Raw genomic sequence first — 24,707 nt, 5'->3', positions numbered from 1 at the left:
GTTCACCTTTTTTACTTATCGTTAGCCGCTATAGCTTTTTTATTTCTTATCTTCTCTTTGGATACACTCATGCAAAGATACAACCTTGGTTTTCTTTGCTATTTTATACCCCCACCACGTCGCTAAAAAGAGAGGCAGACCGATGTATGAGACCGTCAAGCCGTACCAATCAATTTTGTCAGAAAGTACCGCTTGATAGTTCTGTCCTAGAATAACGATGAGACACATTCCAAATGCAAGAACAGGACCTAGAGGAAACCATTTTGCTTTATACGCCAGTTCATTTATATCCTGTCCTGAAGCAACATATGCTTTTCGGAAACGATAGTGGCTGATGGCAATACCAATCCACGCAATAAATCCGCTCATGCCTGAAGCGTTTAAAAGCCACATATACATTTGATCGCCAAAAATTGATGTTAAAAAGGCAAGACCGCCAATGATAGTGGTTAAAACAAGCGCGTTTACTGGAATTCCTCGACGATTAATTTTTCGAAGCGCTTTAGGCGCTTGCCCTTCATTTGCCATTGACCACAACATTCGCGTAGAAGCATATAAGCCAGAAGTTCCGGCTGATAAAACCGAGGTAAGAATAACAGCATTCATCACCGAAGCAGCTGCAGCAATTCCTGCTTTTTCAAAAACAAGCGTAAATGGACTAACAGCAATATTATCCACATCTCCTCCTAGAAGAGATGGACTTGTGTAAGGAATGATAAGTCCGATCACGGCAATGGCTGCAATATAAAATAGAAGAATGCGCCAAAAGACTTGGCGAATGGCTTTAGGTATATTTTTTTGAGGGTTTTCACTTTCCCCCGCCGCAATGCCGACTAGCTCTGTACCTTGAAAAGAAAATCCCGCGATAAAGAAAATGCTTAGTACGGACAGAAATCCGCCGTTGACCGGCGCTTCTTCTAATGTAAAGTTTTTAAAGCCGATATATTCACCGCCGAAAATACCAAAGATCGTCAGAAGGCCCACTCCGATAAACACAATGATGGTTACTACTTTTACGAGAGCAAACCAATATTCAGATTCTCCATAGCTTTTTACAGATAGGAAATTAAGTAAAAAAATTAAGCCTAAAAACAAAGCGCTCCAGATAATACTTGGCACATCAGGGAACCAAAACTTCATGATAATAGCAGAAGCAGCTATTTCTACAGCGAGCGTAACAGCCCAGTTAAACCAGTAGTTCCAGCCGAGCGCAAAGCCGAGAGCTGGGTCTACATAATGACTGGCATACGTTGAAAAAGAACCTGATACCGGCATAAACGTGGCCATTTCTCCAAGACTAGTCATGAGAAAGTAAACCATAATTCCAATGGCCCCGTAAGCAATCAGCGCTCCTCCAGGTCCAGCAGTTTGGATGGATGATCCCGTGGCTAGAAATAAGCCAGTTCCTATTGACCCTCCAATGGCAATCATGGTCATATGACGCGCTTTTAAGTGGCGTTTTACATGCTTATGGTCCTGCTTCTTTTCTTCTTCATTACGATTTATATCGACCGCTTCCATACTTATCCCACCTTTATAAATGAACTATGCGAACATGTTTAACGTAAAGCGTATAAGAATATCCATCTCCCACAAAAAGCAGGAGATGGACCATTCATTGCTTACTTTGAAAAATCAAAGTAGTTTCGTTTTAATAAACGAGGCAGATTCATAAGCTGGTCGTACGTTACACTTTTTTCTAAGGCAGAGGTGCTGATTAAAAACAGTTGATCTTCAATGTGTTCAACCGTTTCATCTGTTTGATAAGTAATTCCGCATTCTGAACATGTAATGGAAGGCGTCTCTTTAATTTCTATAGCTTTTGTGCCGTCAGGAAGCTCCCAATAAACCGTTGCAGCCGTCTCTTTCGCTTCATAGGATTCGCACCATTGACATTTCAATATTATTCCTCCTTCGCTCCCGCCGTTTCGTATTTTTTCATTTGCGTTTCAAATTTTTTCTCTTTTAATTGATCGCGCTTTTCACGCTTGTCTTTTAAAGAGCTATGCTCTGGATTTTGGTCGTACGTTTTCCGGCGGTCAAGACGGTTTAGACCTTCCGGTGTTAAGTTGAATTTTGTATCATCAATAATTGAAAGAACACCGTTGCTTTCAAATTTTTCAAACACTTCAGGATATACTTTCTTATAAAATTCTTCTGCGCTTCCACTTTGGTAATTTTGCGGCTCTGGATAAGATGTAATAACACCTTCAAAGTTTCGAAGCACTACTTTATTGGAGCTTTGAGAAATAATATAGTTTGGCTGCAGCGGAATTTTACCGCCTCCTCCAGGAGCATCCACGATAAACGTAGGAACTGCATAGCCGGACGTATGGCCGCGAAGTCCTTCCATAATTTCTAGTCCTTTACTGATCGGCGCACGGAAATGGCCGATTCCTTCTGATAAATCACATTGATAAATATAATAAGGACGAACGCGGATTTTTACTAAATCATGCATAAGCTGCTTCATGATTGGCACGCTGTCGTTAATTCCGGCTAAAATAACCGCTTGGTTTCCAACTGGAACTCCTGCGTTCGCAAGCATTTCACATGCACGCTTTGATTCTTCTGTAATTTCGATTGATGTGTTAAAGTGCGTATTTAGCCAAACCGGATGATATTTCTTTAAGATATTGCACAGGTTTTCTGTAATGCGCTGAGGGAACACCACGGGTGCTCTTGTACCGATACGAATAATTTCTACGTGCGGAATATCGCGCAAATTTTTCAAAATATATTCTAAAATATTGTCATTGATTAATAGGCCGTCTCCTCCTGAAATTAATACATCACGGATTTGAGGATTGGCTGCAATGTAATTAATAGCTGTATCCAGCTGTTTTTTTGGAACGCCCATGCCAATTTGTCCTGAAAAACGTCTTCTTGTACAGTAGCGGCAGTACATAGAGCATTGATTTGTAACTAAAAACAGCACGCGGTCGGGATAACGGTGCGTTAAGCCAGGAACCGGTGAATCTTCATCTTCATGAAGCGGGTCTTCTAAATCATACCTTGTTTTATGCAGTTCTTCTGAAATAGGAACGGACTGCATTCTGATTGGACATTTCGGATCGTTCTCATCCATTAACCATGCGTAATAAGGAGTGATATTTAACGGAATCGTTTTGGTTGCAATTTTAACGCCTTCTTCTTCTTGAGGTGTTAAATTGATCACTTTCTTTAAATCTTCCAATGTTTTAATCGTGTTTGTCAGCTGCCATACCCAGTCGTTCCACTGCTCGTCCGTTACATCTTTCCAAAGCTCAATTTCTTTCCAGTGTCTGCTTGCTTTATATAATGTATTTTTCATTTTATATTCCCTCCAAAGTTTATTTTTTGAATAGATGTTCTACTAAGAAATTGACCGTACCATATAATAGCGATCTTCTCCTTCGCCAAACTCTCCTGCTCGCGTTTCTTTAATCGTAAAGCCCATTTTTTTATACAGCTTAACAGCGCCTTCGTTTTTTACATTCACCGTCAAACAAACGCTTTCAAAACTATCTTTTTGTAGAATCGAAAATATTTCTTCTAAAAACAGCTTTCCAATTCCGCTTCCTTGTTTGTCAGAGCGGACGTAGAACCCAAAGATATAAGCTTTTGTGACATCTTTGTAATCTCGAAGCAGCTCGCAAATTGCAATTGGCCTTGCGTCATTTTCCTGGAAATATTGAATGAGCTTTCCGTAGCGGGCTAAAGGTACAAGCGTCTGTTCATCCACGGCTCCCATGCCCGGAAACGCGTCTTTTTCAAGTTCAATCATCATTTTTTGCTGTGCGGGACTTAACGAATCTGGGACTTCGATATAATACTGCTCTTTTAGTGCATCCATTTCTCTTTCCTCCTTTTTTCACTTTCATATTTGACATCTTGCAGCGGCCATATTGGATTTGGAATGTGCTGATACTTAAAGGTCGTTAAGCGATTTGACGCTACGCCTGGAGCATCCACATAGATGATAGATCCTATAAGCGGTTCAAAAGCGGCTCTGAAATGATTTTTAGCTTTTAAACCAATGATTTTTTTCGTCGCTGGCTCAATGCCAATATGGCGAAAAAGTTCAGGATCATTGGCTGATACAGGCCTTCCAATCAGCAAAATGTCCAATTCTCCTACTTGAATGTGAGCTGCACCTTTTACATTTACTTTTAAATGTTGATTAAACGGTCCTGAATTATAAAACTCACCTTCCGACAAAGCAACGACCTTGGCCTCAACTTCAACGGGCTTTCCGAACTCAGGAGAAACTTTTCCTCCTAAGGAAAGAGAGACGAAATTTCCTACTCCCGCCTGCACGCAGTGTTTGATAGAGTCAGGATCATAAAGACATCCAAACAGTGTTCCCGGCATATTTAGCTTCAGCATGTATTCCAAAAGCTCTGTTGTATCGCCGCTTCCGCAGCTTAAAGGATTGTCCGCTATATCAGCGAGCACAATGGGCTTTTCGTTTGATAGTTTTGACGCTGTTTGCAGACCTTCTTCAACGGTAGGCAAATCCATGATAAACTCTTCTTTTATACTCCAAAACTGAGAAGCTAGTTTCTTTGCTGTTTTTTCTGCTGTTTCAGAATTCAAAGCTGTTACGAGCACGCTTGCTCCGGCAATTGGAATATCAGAATACGGAAAGCCTCCAAAAATGGAAACATTGTATACGTCTTTTTCTTGCTCGGCTTGCTTGGCAAGATCAATCATTTTTTTCATCGGTCCTTCTGCTGTTCGCATATTAATCGACGGCAAAAGCATAGGCAATTTCTTTAAAGATGCATAATAGACAGCGCTTTCTTTTACTTGTGTTAAAAGCGCTCGCGCAGCGTTCACTCCTTGTTCGTACATATCAACATGGGGATATGTTTTAAAACCAAAGTGAAGCGGCGTGTACGTAAGCATATCTTCACTGACATTTGCATGCATATCGAGCGTAGTAGCAATAGGAACGTTATTTCCTATACAGCTTCTTATTTGACCTAACAAATGAGCTTCAGGATCGAAAAGATGCTCTACTACCATTGCGCCGTGCAAAGCGATTAACAAGCCATCTAGGGGGCCGGCGTGAGTAAGCGCATGCAGCATTTGCTTTTCAATTGTGTAATAAGCCGCCGAAGATACAACCCCAGACGGAACCGCAGCTGCACAAACAAGGGGAACGATTTCTACCTGCTTCTCTTGCTTTAATACATCCAAAAATCCCCCTACTTCTGTTTTGGTTCCTGAGTATGCTTTATATATTTCCGTTCCAACAAAATATCCTTCTTGTACAAACTGTTCTATTTCTGTTTTTAATGGACTAAAGCTGTGAGATTCATGATAAAAAAAGGCAATGCCAATGCGATATGAAGACATGTGCTCCTCCTTTTCGCTAAGGTGCGAGATTAATAGTTGGTGTAGACAGACTTCCATTCTGTCATCACATCAAATGCATGATGAGAAACTTCCCTGTGGCCGTTTCCAGACATTTTCATTCCTCCGAATGCTACTCCCATTTCAGCATTAGATGTTCCATTATTGATATAGACTAATCCGCTAACAGCGTCTTTCGCCGCTCGGCTGGCATAATGTAAGCTGCTTGTATAAATAGAAGTGGAAAGTCCGTACATCGTTCCATTATTGACGCTCATTGCTTCTTCATAGCCATTTACTTCAATAAAAGCAAGCACGGGACCAAAAATTTCTTCTTGAGCAATCGTGTGGTTCGAACGGACGTTATCAATAATGGTAGGCATGTAATAACAAGCCCCTAACTCTGATAAAGCATGACCTCCAAGCGCAATATTCCCGCCTTCTTCTACCGCTTTTTGTACGTAATTTTCTACTAAACGACACTGCTGTTCATTAACAAGCGGTCCTATTACAACTCCTTGTTCAAGACCATTTCCAATCTTCATTTCCTCTGTAAGAGCTATTACTTTTTTCAAAAGCTCTTCTTTTACTGAACGCTCCACGATGACTCTGCTAGCTGCGGTACAGCGCTGCCCCGTTGTCGTAAATGCTGATTTAACAATTCCTTCTGCTGCTTTATCCAGATCGGCATCTTTTAATACGATAACCGCGTTTTTTCCTCCTAGCTCTAAAGAAATACGCTTTAAGGTTTTGCTGCTCATTTCTGCTAATTGCTGACCAACTTCCGTAGAACCTGTAAATGAGATGATTTTCACTTCAGAGTGCGTAGCAAGCTTTTGTCCAACGATTCTGCCCGATCCTGTAAGCAAGTTAATTGTTCCTTTTGGAAGCCCCGCAGCGTGCAATACTTCCATAAAAATCTTCGCTGAGAGCGCCACTTCTGAAGCCGGCTTCCAAACAACGGTATTGCCAGCGATTAAAGCGGCAAACATTTTATAAGAAGCGAGAGAAACAGGAAAGTTCCAAGGTGTAATACATGCCACAACTCCAAGCGGTTCGCGAACCATTTTTATATCTCGGTCAGGAAAGCCAGCGGGCACTATTTCGCCAAACAAACGTCTTCCTTCTCCCGCCATATACTGAGCTGTTGCAATGACGACACCAACTTCCCCTATGGATTCTGTCAGCGGTTTTCCCATCTCTTTTGTCATCACTTGAGCTAGCTCTTCTTTTCTGTCTTCAAAAAGCTCAGCTGCTTTTGTTAAAAATGCTGCACGTTCAGGAATAGATGTATTTTTCCAGTGGCTGTAGGCTGTACTAGCCGCTTTTACTGCATCATCGACTTGACTAGCCGTAGCGGCTGCGCACGTTCCGACGAGCTCTTTTGTTGCAGGGTTTATACTTTCAAAATAGGTTTGCTCCTCTTCACTTACCCACTCGCCGTTAATATATAAATTTCCTTGTAACAGTTCGGTTTTAGTCTGCCTCATATTGTTACCCTCCTTTTCATTTTAAAAGCTAGTTAATTGAAACTGCTTCTGTGATGACTTCTTCTAGTAAAGACAGCCCTTGATCCAGCACGTCTTTATCAATATTTAGCGGCAGCATTAAACGAATAGTTTGCCCTTTGACTCCACAGTTCATAATAAGCAGTCTTTTTTCCAGCGCTTTTGATTTAATAACAGGGACATAAGCAGCTGCTGTTTCAACATGAAATTCAATACCAATCATCATACCAATTCCTCTAACCTCTTTAACAGCCGCTAAATGTCCGATAGAATGCTGAAGGCGTTTAACAATATCAGCGCCTATTTTTTCACTGCGCTCTACAAGCTTTTCTTCTTCAATGATTGAAATATTGGCTAAAGCAGCTGCGCACGATACTGGATTTCCTCCAAAAGTAGAACCATGTCCAGCTGTTGGCCATTTCTCATGCAGTTCTCGGCTTGCTACAATGGCTCCTAATGGCATGCCACCGGAAAGAGCTTTTGCTAAAACTAAAATATCTGGTGTGACTCCAGCATGTTCTGCGGCAAACATTTTTCCAGTACGCCCAAATCCCGTTTGCACTTCATCAAAAACAAGCAGAATGCCATAATCATTGGCTATGTCTCTCAGTGCGCGTAAAAAGCTAGAAGGAGCAGGGTAATAGCCTCCTTCCCCCATGACTGGCTCAATTACAATCGCTGCTACGCGGGAAGGATCCACTCGCAGTTCAAACAGCTTTTGCAGTTGATTTAAGCAATATGCTTCCGCATCTTCCTCATCAATATTAGGAAGCTGACTTGGATACGGATAAGGAGCATGATACACTTCTCCTAAAATCGGCTCGTAGTAGCTTCGGTATTTTGAGCTTGAAGCCGTAATAGCTGTAGCTCCTAGTGTACGGCCGTGAAAAGAACCTTCAAAAGCAATGATCGCTGGTCTGCCAGTGGCCGCTTTTGCTAATTTGAGCGCACCATCAATGGCTTCTGCGCCTGAGTTTGAAAAAAACACCGTGTCTAAGTTTCCAGGCGTAATTTGCGCAAGTTTTTCTGCCAAATTAACTGCTGTTTCGTAATAGCCGTAGTTTAAGCCTAGGTGAAGCAGGTGATCTGCTTGTTTTTTTATCGCTTCTACCATCTTTTCATGCGTATGTCCCACTGCATTGACAGCTACTCCTGATACAAAATCAATGTATTCCGTGCCATCAGCTGTCCAAAATTTCGCACCGTGCGCTTTTTCAATAACAAGCTCTGTTACTCTTGTCATCACGGGTGATAAATGTTTTTTTCCTTTGATTTGAAGCTCTTCTGTTTTATTTTGCACTTTCATATGACTCATCCTTTCTTATGTGCTGGTGAAAAATAGAAAACGCATGATCTAGCACTCTCACTATTTCATCAACTTCTGATTTCGTTATATTTAAAGGTGGACTGATAATGATATGTTCTCCTTTATGTCCATCTACAGATCCGGATCCTGGATAAAACACGCCTCCAAGCTCCATACAAATTTCATTGAGCTTTTCGCTGGCTGCTTCACTTGGCTCGAAAAATATCTGTTGATTGGCGTCTTTCATTAGTTCTAATCCAATTAAAAGTCCGCGGCCTCGAATATCTGAAATATAAGGCTGCTTGTGCTGCAGCGCTACTAAACATTCCATTAAATATGCGCCTTGCGTTTCAACGTTTTGAAGGATATTCATTTCTTCATACATATCCAAAGCAGCAAGACCTGCCGCTATTGAAACAGGATGTCCACTGTACGTATAGCCATGAAGAAATTTCCCGCTGCTATTTTCTAACAGACCTTGAATCAGACGGTCATGGACAATCATTCCTCCTAAAGGAGCGTACCCAGCTGAAACTCCTTTACCAAACGTTAGGATATCTGGTTCGATTCCGAATTGTTCCACTGCAAAATCAGTTCCCGTTCTCCCGAAGCCTGTCATAACTTCATCCACAATCAAAAGAATGTCATAGCGGCTGCAAAGCTCACGTACTTTTTTGAAATAGTCAAGCGGAGGTACAACAGCTCCTTGCTGACTTCCTACGATGGGCTCTGCGATAAAAGCTGAAATATTTTCTGGACCAAGCTCTAAAATGGTGCGTTCAATATCGGTGATACAGCTCCAGTTTTGATTTGCCACGCAGTCTTCTTGATTGCGATTATACGGACAGCGATGACAATACGGCGAATAGACGTGCGCAAAATGTAAAAGGTTGGGTGTGTAAGGATATCGTCTTTTTACATCTCCTCCAGCTGATAGTGCCCCTATCGTATTTCCGTGGTAAGACTGCCATCTTCCGATTACGATGTGTTTTTGCATCTTTCCGGCATCTCTGTGATATTGCCTTGCTAATTTTAATGCACTTTCATTTGCTTCTGATCCTCCTGATGTAAAATAGACTTTGTTTAAATGAAGCGGCGCCATTTTACCAATCTTTTCTGCAAGTTTATGCAAAACATTCGTTTCAAAACGTAATGTATGAACAAACGCCGCTTTTTTTGCCTGCTCTGCCATCGCCTCGGCTATTTTTACAATGCCGTGCCCTAAATTTGCCGCCACGGCCCCGGAGCATCCGTCTAAATATTTTTTTCCTTGTTCATCTATTAAGTAGCTCCCTTCACCGTGCGTAATCATTGGATACTTTTTTGTTAAATCTCTATGAAACACATAGTCTCTTTTTATTTCGTCCATCTTTCCACCACCATCGCCATTCCTAATCCTCCTGCAACGCAAATAGTTGCGAGACCGTATCGTCTTTTTTGCTTTTGGAGTTCATGACACAGAGTTGTTATGATTCTTGCCCCGGAGCAGCCTAAAGGATGGCCAAGCGCAATTGCTCCTCCGTTTACATTCACTTTTTCTGATGTGATATTCCATTCTCTTAAGCAAGCAATACTTTGGGCGGCAAATGCTTCGTTTAATTCAATCAAGTCCATATCACCTAAGCGTAAACCGACTTTATTTAAAGCAATTTGTGAAGCAGAAACAGGGCCAATTCCCATCTCCTTTGGAGAGACACCGGCCGCGGCAAATGACACAATTTTTGCCGTAGGTGTTAATCCGAGGTGCTCAGCTTTTTCTTCCGACATCAGCAGCAGCATCGAAGCGCCATCGTTTCTGCCGGATGAGTTGCCGGCTGTCACCGTTCCATTCCTTTGAAAAACAGGTTTAAGCGCACCAAGCTTTTCTTTGCTAGTAAGACGAGGAAATTCATCTGTTGCAAAATGCCCCATTCCTTTTTCCCCTTCTTTTACAGGTACCGGGATAATTTCTTCTTCAAACAAATCAAGTTCTATAGCCCTCCTAGCTTTTTCCTGACTATAAAGAGCAAACTCATCTTGTTCCGCGCGGCTAATATTATACTTTTCAGCGAGCCACTCAGCCGTCTGTCCCATTGTAAACGTTCCGTATAAAGTTTCAGGCTGTGATTTTGGCTGACTTTCTGTATTAGAGTCATAGAGTGTTAAATCACCAACGTGAAAACCGAAACGAGTGCCTACCGTATAGTGCGGTGCTTGAGACATGCTTTCCACTCCTCCGGCTAATACCACTTCGGCTTGACCCGATAAAATGGACATAGCTCCATTCATCACAGCTTGCATACCTGAGCCGCACTGGCGGTGCACGGTATAAGCTGGAATACGTTCAGAGAATTGAGCTTTCAGTCCAGCTACTCTTGCTATATTAGGAGCATGAGCGCTTTGTTTCGTTTGTCCGACGATAATTTCATCGACAATCTCTGACGTGTATCCGGCTGAAGACAAATTGTTTTTCATCACGAGAGAGACTAGTTCTTCCGGAAGCGTATCTGTAAGCGAACCGCCAAACTTTCCAATAGGAGTTCGAAATGCATTTACAATCACTGCCATTATGCTGTCACCTCATTGTCTTTACTAAACAATTTAGAAACGTGAAAAGAAGCCTGTGTTTTTTGTTTTACTTCCTCTAACGAAACACCCGGAGCTGTTTCAAGAAGTTCAAGACCAAGGTCCGTTACGGAAAAGACAGCTAATTCCGTAATAATCATATCGACTCGTCGCTCTGAAGTGAGAGGATAGGTCAACTTCCCAACTAGCTTTGACTCTCCTTGATTATTTGTGTGAAGAGTCGTCACAATCACTTTTTTTGAGCCTTCTAATAAATCCATTGCTCCTCCTACGCCAAGAACGCTTTTCCCAGGAACAGCCCAGTTCGCAATTCGGCCTGCTTCATCTACTTGAAGCACTCCAAGAATAGATACATTCACATGGCCTCCGCGTATCATGGCAAAGGAATCGGCACTGTTAAAAAATGAGGAACCTTCCAAAACCGTGACGGGCAGCTTCCCAGCATTCACAAGTTCTGGATCTACGTAGGCTTCTTCAGGAGTAGGCCCAACGCCGAGAATCCCGTTTTCTGAATGTAAAAACACGTGAACATCGGGTGAAATATAATTAGCAACCAGAGTAGGAATGCCTATTCCTAGGTTCACTATATCTCCGTGACAAAGCTCTTTTGCAGCACGCGCAGCAATATATTGTTTGACGTTCATCTTAATTTTCTCCTTTCACTACGATATAAGTAACGTATAAATGAGGAGTTACAATTTCTTCAGGAGAAATCTGTCCAACTTCAACAACTTCTTCTACTTCTGCAATGACGATATCAGCGGCTGTTGCCATCATTGGATTAAAATTTCTTGCTGATTTGCTGTAAATAAGATTTCCCAGTCGATCTGCTTTTTTAGCTTTTATAAGAGCTACATCTGCGTGCAGCGATTCTTGCAAAACATATTTCTTTCCTTTTAATACTCGTTCTTCTTTTCCTTCCGCCAGCTGGGTCCCTACGCTCACAGGCGTATAAAATCCTCCGATGCCTGCTCCTCCTGCCCTAATAGCCTCGGACATTGTTCCTTGGGGGATGAGCTCCACTTGGAGTTCTTGTTGTTGATAAGCGTGTACAACTTCAGGGTTGGAAGTAAAATAAGACCCTATGGCTTTTTTTACTTGTTTTTTTTGAACCAATACACCTAATCCTTTTCCAGGTTCACCGAGGTTATTACTAATAATCTCTAAATCTTTAAGGTTTGATTTGGCAATCGCTTCAATCAGACTAAGCGGGCTTCCAACAAGACCAAATCCACCTACCATAATGCGTGCGCCATCTGTTATTTTTTCTATTGCTTCTTCGCGCGTGATGATTTTGTTCATTTTGTTTCCTCCTTTTCTTTTTATATTTCACAGCGCTTTACGCGAAAAAAACCAAGCAGGACACAATGAATCCCCAAAGAAACAGGGATGTCCCCACTCTTTGTAAAGCGTGTGTGTCTGCTTGGTTTTAATAAGACCATGAAAAGAGGTTTTCTTCTCACTTTATTCTAACCAAACGCTATGTAATTTTTTGATTCACATTATCCCAGTAACGTTGGATTGCAGCCTGAAGCGCTACGATAATCGCCTGTTGAGATGGAGCAAAATAATAATTTTGAATACGTTCAATAAGAGGTTCAATTCCATCTGCAAGGCAGTAACCAATAAGCAGCTTCCGGAAAAAATTTTGCGTCAGCTCCGTAATAAACGTAAACTCAGCATTTACAATTTTATGCTCTGTCAGATCCACTTCTAGTACAATTCCCGCATGCTTATACATTTCATACATGGAAGTTCCCTGTGGAGCTTTTGCATATCCTGTAACAATGACTGTATTCAGTATTTGCATGCCCCTTAATCTCCTTTTAAAAACTATTTAATTACTCCGCACTTTTACAATAATAATTCTGAAAGGTCAAATGAGATTAACTCATATGCTTTTAGTTATGTAAGTGCTTTCATTTTTAAAAAGATATGTTCTTACACAACTAATATTTCGCCTTTTCTAGACAAAATCCTTCTTTTCTTTTAAAAAACTTTCTATTTTTTTATTTATTCCACTTTATTGAAATTTATTCGAGTCTCCATCAAACTTTTCATCTGCTATACGGATGGACTCTGTTGGACAGCCTTCAAACGCATCTATTAGATCGTCTTCTAACTCTTGGGGTACTTCAACCGTGCCTTGATTATCATCAAGTATAACGAACGCAATTCCTTCATCATCATAATCATAAATATCAGGTGCCGCAGCTCCGCATGCACCGCACGCAATACACGTTTCTTTATCGACTATCGTATACTTTCCCATGATCATTCTCCTAACTAAGTTTAAAAGTTATTACCAGCCGCGTTCTTGCATACGATTTTCTGGTAATAATGATGAAATTTCAATGCCTTTCATTGCACTTCCTAATCCTTTTGATAAGCTTGCAATCAGTTCATAGTCTTGATAATGTGTTGTTGCTTCCACGATTGCACGCGCGAATTTTTCAGGGTTGTCTGATTTGAAGATTCCTGATCCAACAAACACACCGTCTGCTCCAAGCTGCATCATTAAGGCTGCGTCTGCTGGTGTTGCTACACCGCCTGCTGCAAAGTTTACGACCGGCAAACGGCCTTCACGTTTAATTTGCAGTAATAGTTCATAAGGCGCACCTAATAGCTTAGCTTCTGTCATTAACTCGTCTTCATCCATGCCTACCACTTTACGTACTTGAGCGTTTACTTGGCGCATATGACGCACTGCTTCGACGATGTTTCCTGTTCCTGGTTCGCCTTTTGTACGAAGCATTGAAGCACCTTCACCAATTCGTCTTGCGGCTTCCCCTAAATCACGGCATCCGCATACAAATGGAACTGTAAATGTACTTTTGTTAAGGTGATATTCCTCATCAGCTGGAGTGAGTACTTCACTTTCGTCAATATAGTCTACGCCCATTGCTTCTAGCACGCGCGCTTCAACGATATGGCCGATGCGGGCTTTCGCCATAACTGGAATGGATACAGCATTCATCACTTCTTCAACAATTGTTGGGTCTGCCATACGAGACACGCCGCCTGCTGCACGGATATCAGCTGGAACACGCTCTAATGCCATAACGGCAACAGCGCCTGCTGCTTCTGCAATTTTTGCTTGCTCTGCATTGATAACGTCCATGATAACGCCGCCTTTTTGCATTTCCGCCATTCCCCGCTTCACGCGGTCAGTTCCATTTCTCACCATATTCAATTCCTCCTTTATATGTTCAAACACTTATTATGCAACTTCCATGCCAGTGTTAAGATATAGAAGAAATTAGTAAAAAGTATTGATTTTTATGCCAAATTATTAAGCGGTTTTTAAAAATTTGGCAGGTGAAAGCCAATTTTTTAAACCAAAACAGCTCCCATCCCTATTAGAGACGGAAGCTGTTTTGTTAAGGAACTAACACTAACTTTCCGGTCGTTTTTCTTCCTTGAAGCAGACGATGTACATCTGCCGCTTCATCAAGTGAAAATGTGCCGCCCAGCATTAATTTTAACTGACCGGAATTCACGTAGTTTAATAGCTCGTGCAGGCTTTGCTGATAAAGCGTTGGTTTGGCCATCATTTGAGGTAAGAAAAAGCCAAGAACCGATTGATTTTTTTCCATCAGGCGGGCAGGGTTAAACTTTACAGGTTTTCCGCTAGCCATTCCGTAAAAAACGAGGCGTCCAAATGGTGCAAGACATTGAAGAGATTCATAGAATATATGCCCTCCTACCATTTCTAAAATAATATCGGCTCCTTTTCCTTCCGTTACTTCTAAAATTCGTTTTTCCCAGCCTGTTTCTGTATAGTTAATCGCTGCGTCAGCTCCGAGATTTTTTGCAAGCTCCAGCTTTTCTTTGGAGCTCGCTGTAGCAATAACTTTTCCAGCTCCAAAAATTTTCGCAAGCTGAACAGCTAAGGTGCCGACACCGCCTGCTGCCGCATGAACGATGACGGTTTCTCCTTTTTCAAGGCGACCCATTGTTTTTAAAATATGATAAGCCGTTAGTCCTTGAAGAGGCAAAGCAACTGCTTGTGTTAAATCCACATTCTTCGGCAACGGAATAAGGCCTCTTGAATCTGCCAGCGTGTACTCCGCGTAGCCTGTTGCTCGATTAGATCCTAGCAGCGTCACGACTTTTGTGCCTACTTTTATCCCTTTTACGTCCTCGCCTACTTCGACCACTTCTCCCGCGACTTCAGAACCTGGAATAAAAGGAAGCGGTGTTTCTACTACATATGCTCCTTCACGCCGCGCAGCATCGGCATAATTAACGCCAATTGCCGCAACTTTAATGAGCACATCTTTCTTTTTAGGTACAGGACGTGCAATATCGATGACTTGCAGAACATCGGGTCCTCCGTACTGCGTGAATTGAATAGCTTTCATCTTATATCCCCCTCTTATTTCCCTTGAAATAGTGGCTTTCTTTTTTCTTTAAACGCAGATATTCCTTCTTGATGATCCTTCGTTTCTACCATAAGAACTTGCGTTAGCCTTTCTTGTTCAAGGACTTGTTCTAACGTTAAATGAAAGGAATCGTTGACAATTTTTTTCATTTTCGCATACGCTTTCGTTGGTCCTTGTGATAAGCGACTTGCAAAGGACGTGACCTCGTCTTTCAGCTGATTTAACGGTACTACACGGTTTAAAAAACCAGCTTTGTAAGCCGTGTCGGCATCCATAGGCTCTCCTAAAAATAATAGTTCCTTCGCTCTATGGGGACCAACGACCTTTGTAAGAAAGTAAAGGCCTCCTCCGTCTGAAATCAATCCAACTTGAGAAAAGCTTAATACGAACCGACTTTCTTCTGACGCAATGATAAAGTCAGAAGCGAGAGCTAAATTAAAAGCCGCTCCTGCTGCAAATCCATGAACTGCTGAAATAATTGGCTTCTCTAGATTTTGCATCGCTAAAATACATTCATTTAAACGGCCGATATGTTCATAAACATCAGTTCCCGATGCTTGGCCCATCGTTTTTACATCGCCTCCGGCAGAAAACGAGCGCCCTGCTCCATTTAATATAACCACTTTAATAGACTCATCGCTTTGTGCCTGTTTTATTTCAGCTGTTAACTTTTCAATCATTTCCTCACTGAATGCATTTAAACGATCCGGCCGATTTAACGTTAAAGATAAAATAGTCCCCTGCTTTTCTACTACTAAATCACTCATAATTCGGATTCTCTCCTCTGTACTTTTCATTAAAAGATAAGCCACCCGCCGTCTACTAATAAATCACTTCCCGTCATATAAGATGCCTCTTTAGACGCTGCAAAAGCAATAACGTTTGCAATTTCATCTGGTTTACCTACACGTTTTAAAGCCGTATTTTTTTCGATTGCCTTAGTGAAGCGCTCATTTTCAAGTCCAGGCTGCGTTAAAGGTGTTTCTACGAATCCAGGAGACACAGAGTTTACTCTGACTCCGTGGGGTGCTAACTCAAACGCCATTGCTTTTGTAAAGTTAATTAGACCAGCTTTAGCAGCGCTGTAGTGAGGAATTTGTGCCCCTGCTTTATGTCCTGAAAGAGAAGCGATGTTAACAATAGATCGATTTTCTCCTATCTCTTCAGTAAAAAAAGGAATCAACTGTTTTGTTACAAGAAATACGCTTGTTAAATTGACGTCTTGCACGTGTTTCCACTGTTCGAGCGTTGTTTCTTTGATTGTTGAATTAACTGATCCTCCTGCGTTATTAATTAATAAATGAATTTGTCCGTACTTTTCTTTTATAAACTCAGCCAGTTCTTTGACGTCTTCTTCTTTCGTTACATCAGCTGAGAAAATATCCGTGCATTTTCGTTCATAGAGTCTCTCAATAGATGATGCGGCCTGTACTAGCTTTTCTTTCGTTCGCCCGACAAGAATGACGCGGGCTCCTTCTTTTGCCATTCTCTGAGCGGTCGCTTCTCCAATGCCGCTTCCAGCTCCTGTAATAACAGCTATTTGCCCTTCAAAACGCATAATATCCCTCCTTATACAACATATCGCCAGCTTTCGATAAATTCACGGGCGATGTCTCGATTGCGCGTGAACTCTCCTTCACTTTGCAAATCATTCATCCATTTTCCAAGAATTGTGCGGTACTGTCGGTGTTTTTCACCCGTTAACATTCCGTTTATTAATTGTCGAGCCTGCTTTTCAATTTCAAAGAGCGTTTCACTGACAACCGTTGCTGTCAGCTTGCTTTTTAACTTTTCTTTTTCTTCTCCATTTTTGTTCACGGCTTTTTCAGCGCGCAGCACAGATGACTCTATGGCAAATAGTCCAACAGCAATTTCTGCGAGCTTCATCAGCGTTTCTTGTTCTTGTGCTAGATTGGCGTTAAACGTTTGGAATGCTGTTCCTAACAAAGCAAGAAATAAATGTCTTGTGGTAATAACCGCCTGCTTTTCTCTTGCTAGAAGTTCATTTGAGGATATTTCCCACTGACCGCTCATCAATTTACTACCAGCATGTTCTACTTGTTTGCTCAGCTCTATTTCTCCTTTGTCTGCTTTTTTTAGAAGCTGAGTTGGAAGCAAAAGACGGTTGATTTCATTTGTACCTTCAAAAATACGATTGATGCGTGAGTCACGATATACTTGTTCTATTTTATATTCTTGGATAAACCCTGCGCCGCCATGAAGCTGCAGCGATTCATCGGCAATTAAATCAAGAGTTTCAGATCCGTACACTTTACAAACTGAACATTCCATTGCAAATTCAGCCAGCTGTTTAGCTACTAACTTATGATTTTCACTTTCATATAAGCCACCAAGTGCCTCTTCTAGTAAACCAGCTGTACGGTACTGAATAGATTCAGATGCAAAAATACGAGCCGCCATTTTTGCTATTTTTTCTTTTGAAGCATTAAATTCCGCAATAGCTGTTTTAAACTGCTTGCGTTCTTTTGTATAAGCTAAAGCAAGTTCAAACGCATATTTCGCTGCTCCCATACATGCAGAACCTAAGTTAAAACGTCCAAGGTTTAAGACGTTCAACGCAATCAAGTGACCTTTTCCTACTTGTCCAAGTACGTTCTCTACGGGTACTAAGCAATCTTCATAAATAACTGGACGAGTAGACGAACCTTTGATTCCCATTTTCTTTTCTTCTGGCCCGAGAGAGAGTCCTTCAAAACCTTTTTCTACAATAAAAGCGGTAAAATGTTCACCGTCTACTTTTGCATACGTGATGAACGTATCTGAAAAGGCAGCATTGGTAATGTACTGCTTCGTTCCATTTAATACATAATGCGTTTTTTCAGGATTTAATACGGCTTTTGTTTGGGCTGCAAGAGCATCAGAACCTGCTTCTGGCTCTGTTAAACAGTAGGCCCCAATATATTCGCCGCTTGCCAATTTAGGCAAGTATTTTTCTTTTTGCTCCTTGGTGCCAAAATACGTAATAGGAAGTGTTGCAATGCATGTATGATTAGAATGAGCGACTCCATATCCGCTTGTCCGGCCAATGATTTCACCGACGAGTCCTTTGCTTACTTTATCAAGACCTAGTCCTCCATATGTTTCTGGAATACTGTGAGCAAGAAGTCCAAGCTCGCCTGCTTTATGCATCAATTCTACTACCTTATTAAAATCCTGCTGCTCAATGTCATTATGGTAAGGGTCTACTTCTTTTTCAATAAACTGTTTTGCTGTCTGAGCAATCATACGCTGCTCATCCGTTAAGTCTTCGGGTGTATAAACGTGATGCGTAGATGTTTTTTTCAGTAAAAATGATCCGCCTTTTGCTTCGGTTTTCATTTCAGACATATCGTTTCCTCCCCGTTTACTAGCTTTTTTTTCACTACCTTAGGAACTACGGAATAGACGTTTTTCCGGCTTACAAAGCCAATTTCTTCTAGAAATCCATACTGAGTGAGCATTTCTCCTACGGCTGAGCGCTTCAATATTTCAACAGGTGAATGCTCATAAGCCTCATATAAAAGCAGTGCGGCTTTTGCAGCATCCGTCAAATGAAATGTTTTTAGTTGCAGAAGACAGCTTATAAAATACCCCGCTCCATACAAATCTTCTAGGCAGAAGCGATCGGATGAACCTGAACAAACCAATAAAACAGTTTCATCTTGACCTCGCTGACAAACAGCACTCGCAACCGCTTCTCCGTTTAACAGTGAAGCTGCATATACATGCTTTGCTTTCTCAGCGTTATGGATGGCTACGGTTCCATTAGTGGTAGACAAAATAACTGCTTTATTTTGAACATGCTCCTTTAACGTGCTGGGATTCGGATCAAAAAAGCCTTCAATTGTTTTCCCTCTATATTCGCCTACAAGCGCAATATCATCAGGCTTGTACGTTTTTGCTTTTTCACGCGCTTCTTCTTCGTTTTTTACTGGAATAACTTCTATTGCTCCTTGCTGTAAAGCAGCCGCAATTGTTGACGTAGCCAATAAGACGTCAAATATAACAACCGTTTTTCCTTCTAGCTTTTTGGCAAGAAGCTCTTCTTTTTTGAGTATTACGTGAATTTTTCCTTTCATATATGTCCTCGTTCTATGTGCAGAGCATGAATAATTAGTGTTTTTACATAATCTCCAAATTGTGAAAACCGTTTATCATTTGTTTGGCCTTTTTTATAACGGTAATAAATTTGCTGACAAATGACAGCAAGCTTGAAGTACGCAAATTTCAGGTAAAAGTCAATGTGTGAAACATCCCGTCCGCTTTTTTTAGCGTATGCTTCTACAAAATCTCGACGGGAATAAAAGCTTTTTTGTACAGTAACAGGTGGATTTCCAAGTCCTCTTTTCAAAAGTTCAGGATCGCTGTCTTCCATCCAGTAGCTCAGCGCCACTCCCAAATCAGCAAGCGGGTCTCCAACGGTTGTCATTTCCCAGTCAAACAATCCTACAATTTTATTTCCATCCGGTGAAAATAACGTATTGTTAAGCTTATAATCATAGTGAATAATGGTCGAATGCTGTGTAGTGGGGATGTATGTGGTCAACCATTTTTTTAGGGCTTCTACTTCCGGTATGTCACTTGTTTTTGATTTTTCATAACGATGAATCCAGCCGTGTACCTGACGTTCTAAAAATCCTTCGGGCTTGCTGATTTTTTCAAGAAGCGTGCCTTTATAAGGAACATCATGAAGTTGAGCAAGGACATCCACCATTTGTTCTGAAATACAACGGCAAAGTTCGTTAGTTCCTTTCACGTCTTCTGGAAACGCTGTGTCGATGAGAACACCGTGCTTTCTCTCCATTAAAAAAAAGGGTTTCCCGACCACCGTCTCATCTTCACAAAACACATACGGTCTAGGAGCGAGAGGAAAAGACTTCGATAAAACAGATAAAATCTTGTATTCTCTTTGCATGTCATGCGCTTTTGGCGCAACTGGCCCAAAGGGAGGGCGTCTCAACACCGCCTCCCACTCTCCGACTGAAAGAGCGTAGGTTAAATTGGACGCACCTGATCCAAATTGCTTGATTAAAAGAGGCTCTTTAGGTAAATCAGGAATCGAACCACGGAGAAACTGATGCAGTTTTTCCGTGGTTAATTCCTCTCCTTTTCGTACAGGAATGATTTGTGACATTCTTTTACCACCTGCTTTTTTATAGTTAAACAGCTACTTTATAATTCATCAAAAACTGCTTAATGTCCGCTGGAATAGAAACGCTTTTTTGTGCATCAAAATCAAAGTACACGATGACAGCTTCTCCTTTAGCAATCAGCGATCCCGTCTTGCTGTCGGTAATTTCATGACCGATTGTAAAGCTTTTATTGCCGACATTAGATACAAAGGTTTTAATCATTAGCACTTGATTAAAATAACCTTGCGCAACAAAATCACATTTAGTAGACGCTAAAATATACTCCCACTTTTCTGTATGCATGGATGCTCCCATTTCTTCAAAAAAAGCAATGCGAGCCTCTTCTAAATAAATGAAATAGCTCGTATTGTTAATGTGACCGAGTGCGTCTGTTTCGCAAAAGCGCACTTTGACCTGTGTTTCGTACATGATCTTCGCCTCCTTTACTTATGTGAAAAAACAGCGGGACGCTTTTCAATAAATGCTGATACTCCTTCTTTAATATCTTCTGTTTGAAAGACTTCTTCAAACAGCTCTGCCTCAAGTTCAAGACCTTCAGATAATGTACGATTCATTCCTTCGTTTACCGCTGTCTTAATTCGAGAAAGTGACGGAAGAGAGTGACGGTTAAATTTCTTAGCCAGCTCTTTTGCTTTTTCGAGCCCTTTTCCTTTAGGCGTGACGTGATTGACAAAGCCTGCATGAAGCGCTTCTTCTGCAGAAACAGGACTGCCGGCAAACATCCACTCTTTAGCTTTAGAAACGCCGATTACGCGTGGAAGACGCTGAGTTCCGCCGCCTCCAGGAAACAATCCGAGCTTCACTTCCGGAAGACCGATTTGAGCATGTTCTTCGGCAATCCGGATATCAGCAGTTAGTGAAAGTTCGCATCCTCCTCCAAACGTTAAACCGTTTAACACGACAATGGTTGGTTTTTCAATATTTTCAATATTTCGCAAAACACAATGAGTTTTCATAAACTCTTCTTTAATGCCGCTTTGCCCCATTAACTGAGGAAACTCTTTAATATCAGCTCCAGCCATAAACGCCCGATCGCCCGCTCCTGTTAAAATGATTGTAATGACATCAGGATCTTTACTAAGCTCTTCATACGTTTCTTCAAGCTGCTGCACAACAGTCTGGCTCATTACATTTAAAGGCGGGTTATCAATGGTTACAATTGCCGTTTTCTCCTCTTTTTCAACACGTACAAATTTTTTCATCATTACTTCACTCCTTGTGTGTGGTATGTGTAAAAACCTTTTCCTGTTTTACGTCCAAGCTCGCCTTTTTGAACTTTTTCTTTAATACACGCAGCTGGCTTGTCCTCTGGATCCCCCGTTTCGCTATAGCGCTGCTGCATCACAAAATATCCGACGTCAATTCCCGAGAGATCCATCAATTCAAAAGGACCGATCGGGTGATTGAGCGCCTTTTTGCAAATCGTATCAATGTCTTCAAAATCTGCGTATCCATTTTCATAAAGGAAAACGGCTTCTTTTTGCAAAGCTCCTAAAATTCGATTAGCAATAAAGCCTGAGATTTCTTTTTTCAGAAGGACTGCTGTGCGATTAATTTGCTTGCAAACTTCCATTGTCGTTTGAGCTGTTTTTTCACTTGTCTTTTCACTCATCACAACTTCTACGCAGTCCATTACAAGGGGAGGGAAAAAGAAATGCATATTAACGATTTGCTCTGGACGGTTTGTTGCACTTGCAATAAGCGAGTTAACAATTGTTGAACTATTCGATGCTAAAATGGCGTGACTTGGTGCGTACTCATCCATTTCTTTAAAAACACTTTGTTTTACATCTAACTTTTCTACCACAGCTTCAATTACAAAATCAGCACTTGAAACCGCTTCCTTTAATGTGTTTGTAAAAGACAATCTTCGAAATGCAGCTTCTTTAGCCTCAGAAGAGATTTTTCCTTTCTGAACCCACTTGCCTATAATTGCTTCCAGCTTGTCTTTTGCATCAATGAGTGATTGTTCATTCATATCTTGAATAATTGTTTCATATCCTCCGAGTGCACAAAGCATACCGATTTGATGTCCCATTTGTCCTGCTCCAATAACAGCAATACGCTGTATATCTTTACTATTCATGTTATAGCCTCCTTTTAATATAAAAGGAGAGAAAGAGCTTATACTTTCCCGCCTTTTACGAGCACTGTCTAGCCTAGCAGCTACTATGACTCAATACCTTTCATCAGCATCTTATAAAAAATAGCCGCAACTTCTCGATCTGATTTTTCTCCATCCGGTTGAAACCAAAAATAGCTCCAATTTGTCATTCCTAATATGCCTAGCGTCACGATATCTGAAGGCAAATCTGAACGGAACTGCCCTGCTTCCATTCCTTTTTCAATGATCTCTTGTACATTTTCTTTAAAACGATCGCGTTTTGGAATGATTTGTTCTAAGTGTTCTTCACTTAAATGACGCATCTCTCGAAAAAACACTTTAGCTCGAAGACCTTCTTTCTCAATATCATGAACAAGTTTAAAAATAATGCTGTGCAGCTTTTCTGGATAAGATGTTGTCTTATCTGCAAGAATCGTCTCTTGGTTTTCTATTAATCTTTCAATATATTGAAGGTGAATATCCATTAAAAGCTCTTGTTTGCTTTTAAAATAATAATAAAACGTTCCCTTTGTGACGTTTAATTCATTTACAATATCTTGAATAGACGTTTCTTTGAAACCTTTTTGAGCAAAAAGCTGAATGCTTCGTTCCATCATCAAATCTTTCATCGTCAAACCCTCTCTGTCTTTTCTCATTTTCACAAATTATACCATGGCTTAGAGGGAGCTTTTGAAAAAGTTTGTTTATGTTCAGCTTATTTACATCGTTTCTTTCACCACTTCTTCTCGTAGTGCCCGTCGTAAAATTTTCCCTACATTAGTCTTAGGAAGCTCAGCGCGAAACTCAAAGATTCGCGGAATTTTGTAAGCTGCAAGGTGCTGTCGACAATAAGAAGTAAGCTCTTCTTCGGAAAGAGATTTCCCTTCTTTCACTACCAAAATCGCTTTAATTGTTTCCCCTCTGTAAGGGTGCGGCACACCAATTACAACGGCTTCTTTAATGTGGCTGTGTTCATATAAAACTTCTTCAATATCTCGAGGGTACACATTAAAACCACTCGCAATAATCATATCTTTTTTACGATCAACAATGGATAAATACCCGTCTTCATCTATCTGTCCAATATCTCCTGTGTACAGCCAGCCGTTTCTAAGTGCGTGAGCCGTCTCTTCAGGTTGATTCCAATAGCCCTTCATAACTTGAGGGCCTTTAATTACTATTTCTCCAAGCTCTCCTCTTGGCAGTTCTTTTGTTCCGGTAGCCACGTCTACAATTTTATAAGCAGTTTGCGGAACGCCAAGTCCGACTGTACCTGGCTTTCTCTCACAAAACGGCAGGTTGCAATGCGTCACAGGAGATGCTTCTGATAAGCCGTACCCTTCCAACACTTTAGCACCCGTTTTTCGTTCGAACTCTTTCATCAGCTCAACAGGCATCGGCGCACTGCCGCTGTTGCAGATGCGAATACTTTCGATGTTGTATTCTTCTGCCCGCGGATGATTTGTAATAGCAACATACATAGTTGGCACGCCAGGAAAAATACTAGGCTGCTCTTTTTTTATTGTATTTAGTACTTCTTCTAAATCAAAACGCGGCAATAGCAATATTTCATTTCCGCAAAGAATTGATAAATGCATACAGGAAGTCATGCCAAATACGTGAAACAATGGAATAACGGTTAAGCATTTTTCTTTTCCTAATTCAATATCATGCTTAAATATTTCGTATGATTGAACTGCGTTTGTGTAAATGTTTGTATGTGTAAGCATCGCACCTTTAGATGGTCCGGTCGTTCCTCCCGTATACTGAAGAACAGCAATATCGTGTGCTGGATGGATGACCGGCTGATTAAATTCATGTTTTATGGTTAAAAAATCTAGGAAGGAAAGGTCTGGTGATGTAGGAACAAAAGGTTTTTGCAAGCTGACAGTTATCGCTTCTTCTATATCAACGCGGTTTCTTATCTCTTGAAGTCTCGTATAAAAATCATCGAGTATCATGATTTTTTTGGCCCCGGAATCGTTTAAAATATGCTCTAGCTCTTGTTCGACAAGCATAGGGTTGACCTGAGTAACAATGCCGCCCGCTGCTACAATGCCGAAATAACTTATTATATATTGCGGACAGTTTGGCAGCATAATTGCTACACGATCTCCTTTTTTAATCCCTTTTTTCTGGAGTGCTCCTGCAAATACGCGAACTGAGTGATACAGCTCCTGGTACGTTAACGTATGCTGATACATGCGTGTTGCCGTGTGAGCAGGATAACGTTCGGCTGTTTCTTTCAGCATATCAAATAGTGAAATATCTTCGATGTGAATGTCATGAGTGTAGGCTTCCGGATAAGGTGTAAACCATTTTTTAACGTCTTCCATCAAGTTACTC

The 24,707-nt window shown here is 41.2% G+C and carries 25 protein-coding genes; all 25 read right to left on the bottom strand.

The features are described 5' to 3' along the window. Positions 1–39: 39 nt before the first annotated feature. The 25 genes from ACN6NE_RS23280 to ACN6NE_RS23160 all read right to left on the bottom strand — a co-directional run bounded on the left by ACN6NE_RS23280 (position 40) and on the right by ACN6NE_RS23160 (position 24,697). Positions 40–1,521, bottom strand: a complete 1,482-nt coding sequence (locus ACN6NE_RS23280; protein ID WP_474327490.1) for an amino acid permease — start codon at positions 1,519–1,521, stop codon at positions 40–42. A gap of 101 nt (positions 1,522–1,622) precedes the next feature. After that, a complete protein-coding gene (locus ACN6NE_RS23275) occupies positions 1,623–1,901 on the bottom strand; it encodes a YokU family protein (RefSeq protein WP_129709272.1) in 279 nt (92 codons plus the stop codon). A gap of 2 nt (positions 1,902–1,903) precedes the next feature. Next, positions 1,904–3,313: a lysine 2,3-aminomutase gene (gene kamA / locus ACN6NE_RS23270; protein ID WP_029714300.1), complete on the bottom strand. Its 1,410-nt coding sequence runs from the start codon at positions 3,311–3,313 to the stop codon at positions 1,904–1,906. A gap of 42 nt (positions 3,314–3,355) precedes the next feature. Next, positions 3,356–3,835 (bottom strand): GNAT family N-acetyltransferase, encoded by a 480-nt coding sequence (locus ACN6NE_RS23265; RefSeq protein ID WP_129709270.1) that lies wholly within the window; start codon positions 3,833–3,835, stop codon positions 3,356–3,358. Then, complete coding sequence (locus ACN6NE_RS23260; RefSeq protein ID WP_474327487.1) at positions 3,823–5,343, bottom strand: M81 family metallopeptidase; 1,521 nt, start codon at positions 5,341–5,343, stop codon at positions 3,823–3,825. The genes ACN6NE_RS23265 and ACN6NE_RS23260 overlap by 13 nt, the downstream gene beginning before the upstream one ends. A 29-nt stretch (positions 5,344–5,372) precedes the next feature. Beyond that, on the bottom strand, positions 5,373–6,830 hold the full coding sequence (locus tag ACN6NE_RS23255) for an aldehyde dehydrogenase family protein (protein ID WP_474327485.1): 1,458 nt from the start codon (positions 6,828–6,830) through the stop codon (positions 5,373–5,375). 28 nt (positions 6,831–6,858) lie between these two features. Next, the gene (locus tag ACN6NE_RS23250; protein WP_129709261.1) at positions 6,859–8,154 is read right to left on the bottom strand and encodes an aminotransferase class III-fold pyridoxal phosphate-dependent enzyme; all 1,296 of its coding nucleotides are present in this window, start codon (positions 8,152–8,154) and stop codon (positions 6,859–6,861) included. Next, positions 8,138–9,523, bottom strand: coding sequence for an aminotransferase family protein (locus tag ACN6NE_RS23245; RefSeq protein ID WP_129709258.1), 1,386 nt, complete (start codon positions 9,521–9,523; stop codon positions 8,138–8,140). The genes ACN6NE_RS23250 and ACN6NE_RS23245 overlap by 17 nt, the downstream gene beginning before the upstream one ends. Continuing rightward, a complete protein-coding gene (locus ACN6NE_RS23240; protein ID WP_474327482.1) occupies positions 9,511–10,701 on the bottom strand; it encodes a thiolase family protein in 1,191 nt (396 codons plus the stop codon). The genes ACN6NE_RS23245 and ACN6NE_RS23240 overlap by 13 nt, the downstream gene beginning before the upstream one ends. Beyond that, entirely contained in the window at positions 10,701–11,363 is a 663-nt protein-coding gene (locus ACN6NE_RS23235) for a 3-oxoacid CoA-transferase subunit B (RefSeq protein ID WP_474327480.1), read from the bottom strand. The genes ACN6NE_RS23240 and ACN6NE_RS23235 overlap by 1 nt, the downstream gene beginning before the upstream one ends. Position 11,364: 1 nt before the next feature. Beyond that, positions 11,365–12,021 (bottom strand): CoA transferase subunit A, encoded by a 657-nt coding sequence (locus ACN6NE_RS23230; protein ID WP_013057067.1) that lies wholly within the window; start codon positions 12,019–12,021, stop codon positions 11,365–11,367. A 178-nt stretch (positions 12,022–12,199) separates the two neighbouring features. Next, positions 12,200–12,529, bottom strand: coding sequence for a DUF3870 domain-containing protein (locus ACN6NE_RS23225; protein ID WP_013057066.1), 330 nt, complete (start codon positions 12,527–12,529; stop codon positions 12,200–12,202). A gap of 213 nt (positions 12,530–12,742) precedes the next feature. Then, complete coding sequence (locus ACN6NE_RS23220) at positions 12,743–12,991, bottom strand: ferredoxin (protein WP_013057065.1); 249 nt, start codon at positions 12,989–12,991, stop codon at positions 12,743–12,745. A 30-nt stretch (positions 12,992–13,021) separates the two neighbouring features. Continuing rightward, a complete protein-coding gene (pdxS, locus tag ACN6NE_RS23215; protein WP_014460089.1) occupies positions 13,022–13,906 on the bottom strand; it encodes a pyridoxal 5'-phosphate synthase lyase subunit PdxS in 885 nt (294 codons plus the stop codon). 193 nt (positions 13,907–14,099) lie between these two features. After that, positions 14,100–15,083 carry a quinone oxidoreductase family protein gene (locus tag ACN6NE_RS23210; protein WP_474327476.1) on the bottom strand — a complete coding sequence of 328 codons (984 nt, stop codon included), beginning with the start codon at positions 15,081–15,083 and terminating at the stop codon, positions 14,100–14,102. A gap of 14 nt (positions 15,084–15,097) precedes the next feature. Next, positions 15,098–15,871 carry an enoyl-CoA hydratase/isomerase family protein gene (locus tag ACN6NE_RS23205; protein ID WP_474327474.1) on the bottom strand — a complete coding sequence of 258 codons (774 nt, stop codon included), beginning with the start codon at positions 15,869–15,871 and terminating at the stop codon, positions 15,098–15,100. A gap of 29 nt (positions 15,872–15,900) precedes the next feature. After that, a complete protein-coding gene (locus ACN6NE_RS23200) occupies positions 15,901–16,662 on the bottom strand; it encodes an SDR family NAD(P)-dependent oxidoreductase (protein WP_474327472.1) in 762 nt (253 codons plus the stop codon). An 11-nt stretch (positions 16,663–16,673) separates the two neighbouring features. Next, the gene (locus ACN6NE_RS23195) at positions 16,674–18,452 is read right to left on the bottom strand and encodes an acyl-CoA dehydrogenase family protein (protein WP_474327470.1); all 1,779 of its coding nucleotides are present in this window, start codon (positions 18,450–18,452) and stop codon (positions 16,674–16,676) included. Further along, positions 18,440–19,183 carry a 2-phosphosulfolactate phosphatase gene (locus ACN6NE_RS23190; protein WP_474327468.1) on the bottom strand — a complete coding sequence of 248 codons (744 nt, stop codon included), beginning with the start codon at positions 19,181–19,183 and terminating at the stop codon, positions 18,440–18,442. Before ACN6NE_RS23190 ends, ACN6NE_RS23195 begins: the two co-directional genes overlap by 13 nt. Continuing rightward, positions 19,180–20,238 carry a phosphotransferase family protein gene (locus ACN6NE_RS23185; RefSeq protein WP_474327466.1) on the bottom strand — a complete coding sequence of 353 codons (1,059 nt, stop codon included), beginning with the start codon at positions 20,236–20,238 and terminating at the stop codon, positions 19,180–19,182. The genes ACN6NE_RS23190 and ACN6NE_RS23185 overlap by 4 nt, the downstream gene beginning before the upstream one ends. A 25-nt stretch (positions 20,239–20,263) precedes the next feature. Next, positions 20,264–20,665 (bottom strand): acyl-CoA thioesterase, encoded by a 402-nt coding sequence (locus ACN6NE_RS23180; RefSeq protein WP_013057057.1) that lies wholly within the window; start codon positions 20,663–20,665, stop codon positions 20,264–20,266. Between the two features lie 14 nt (positions 20,666–20,679). After that, positions 20,680–21,462: an enoyl-CoA hydratase gene (locus ACN6NE_RS23175; protein ID WP_474327464.1), complete on the bottom strand. Its 783-nt coding sequence runs from the start codon at positions 21,460–21,462 to the stop codon at positions 20,680–20,682. Further along, entirely contained in the window at positions 21,462–22,343 is an 882-nt protein-coding gene (locus ACN6NE_RS23170; RefSeq protein ID WP_474327462.1) for a 3-hydroxyacyl-CoA dehydrogenase family protein, read from the bottom strand. The genes ACN6NE_RS23175 and ACN6NE_RS23170 overlap by 1 nt, the downstream gene beginning before the upstream one ends. An 83-nt stretch (positions 22,344–22,426) precedes the next feature. Beyond that, positions 22,427–22,990, bottom strand: a complete 564-nt coding sequence (locus tag ACN6NE_RS23165) for a TetR/AcrR family transcriptional regulator (RefSeq protein ID WP_129709225.1) — start codon at positions 22,988–22,990, stop codon at positions 22,427–22,429. Positions 22,991–23,080: 90 nt separating this feature from the next. Continuing rightward, the gene (locus ACN6NE_RS23160) at positions 23,081–24,697 is read right to left on the bottom strand and encodes a long-chain-fatty-acid--CoA ligase (protein ID WP_129709222.1); all 1,617 of its coding nucleotides are present in this window, start codon (positions 24,695–24,697) and stop codon (positions 23,081–23,083) included. Positions 24,698–24,707 lie beyond the last annotated feature (10 nt).

It is taken from the genome of Priestia sp. 53B2 (genome assembly GCF_056099005.1).
This window is presented reverse-complemented; position numbering and strand designations above follow the sequence as displayed.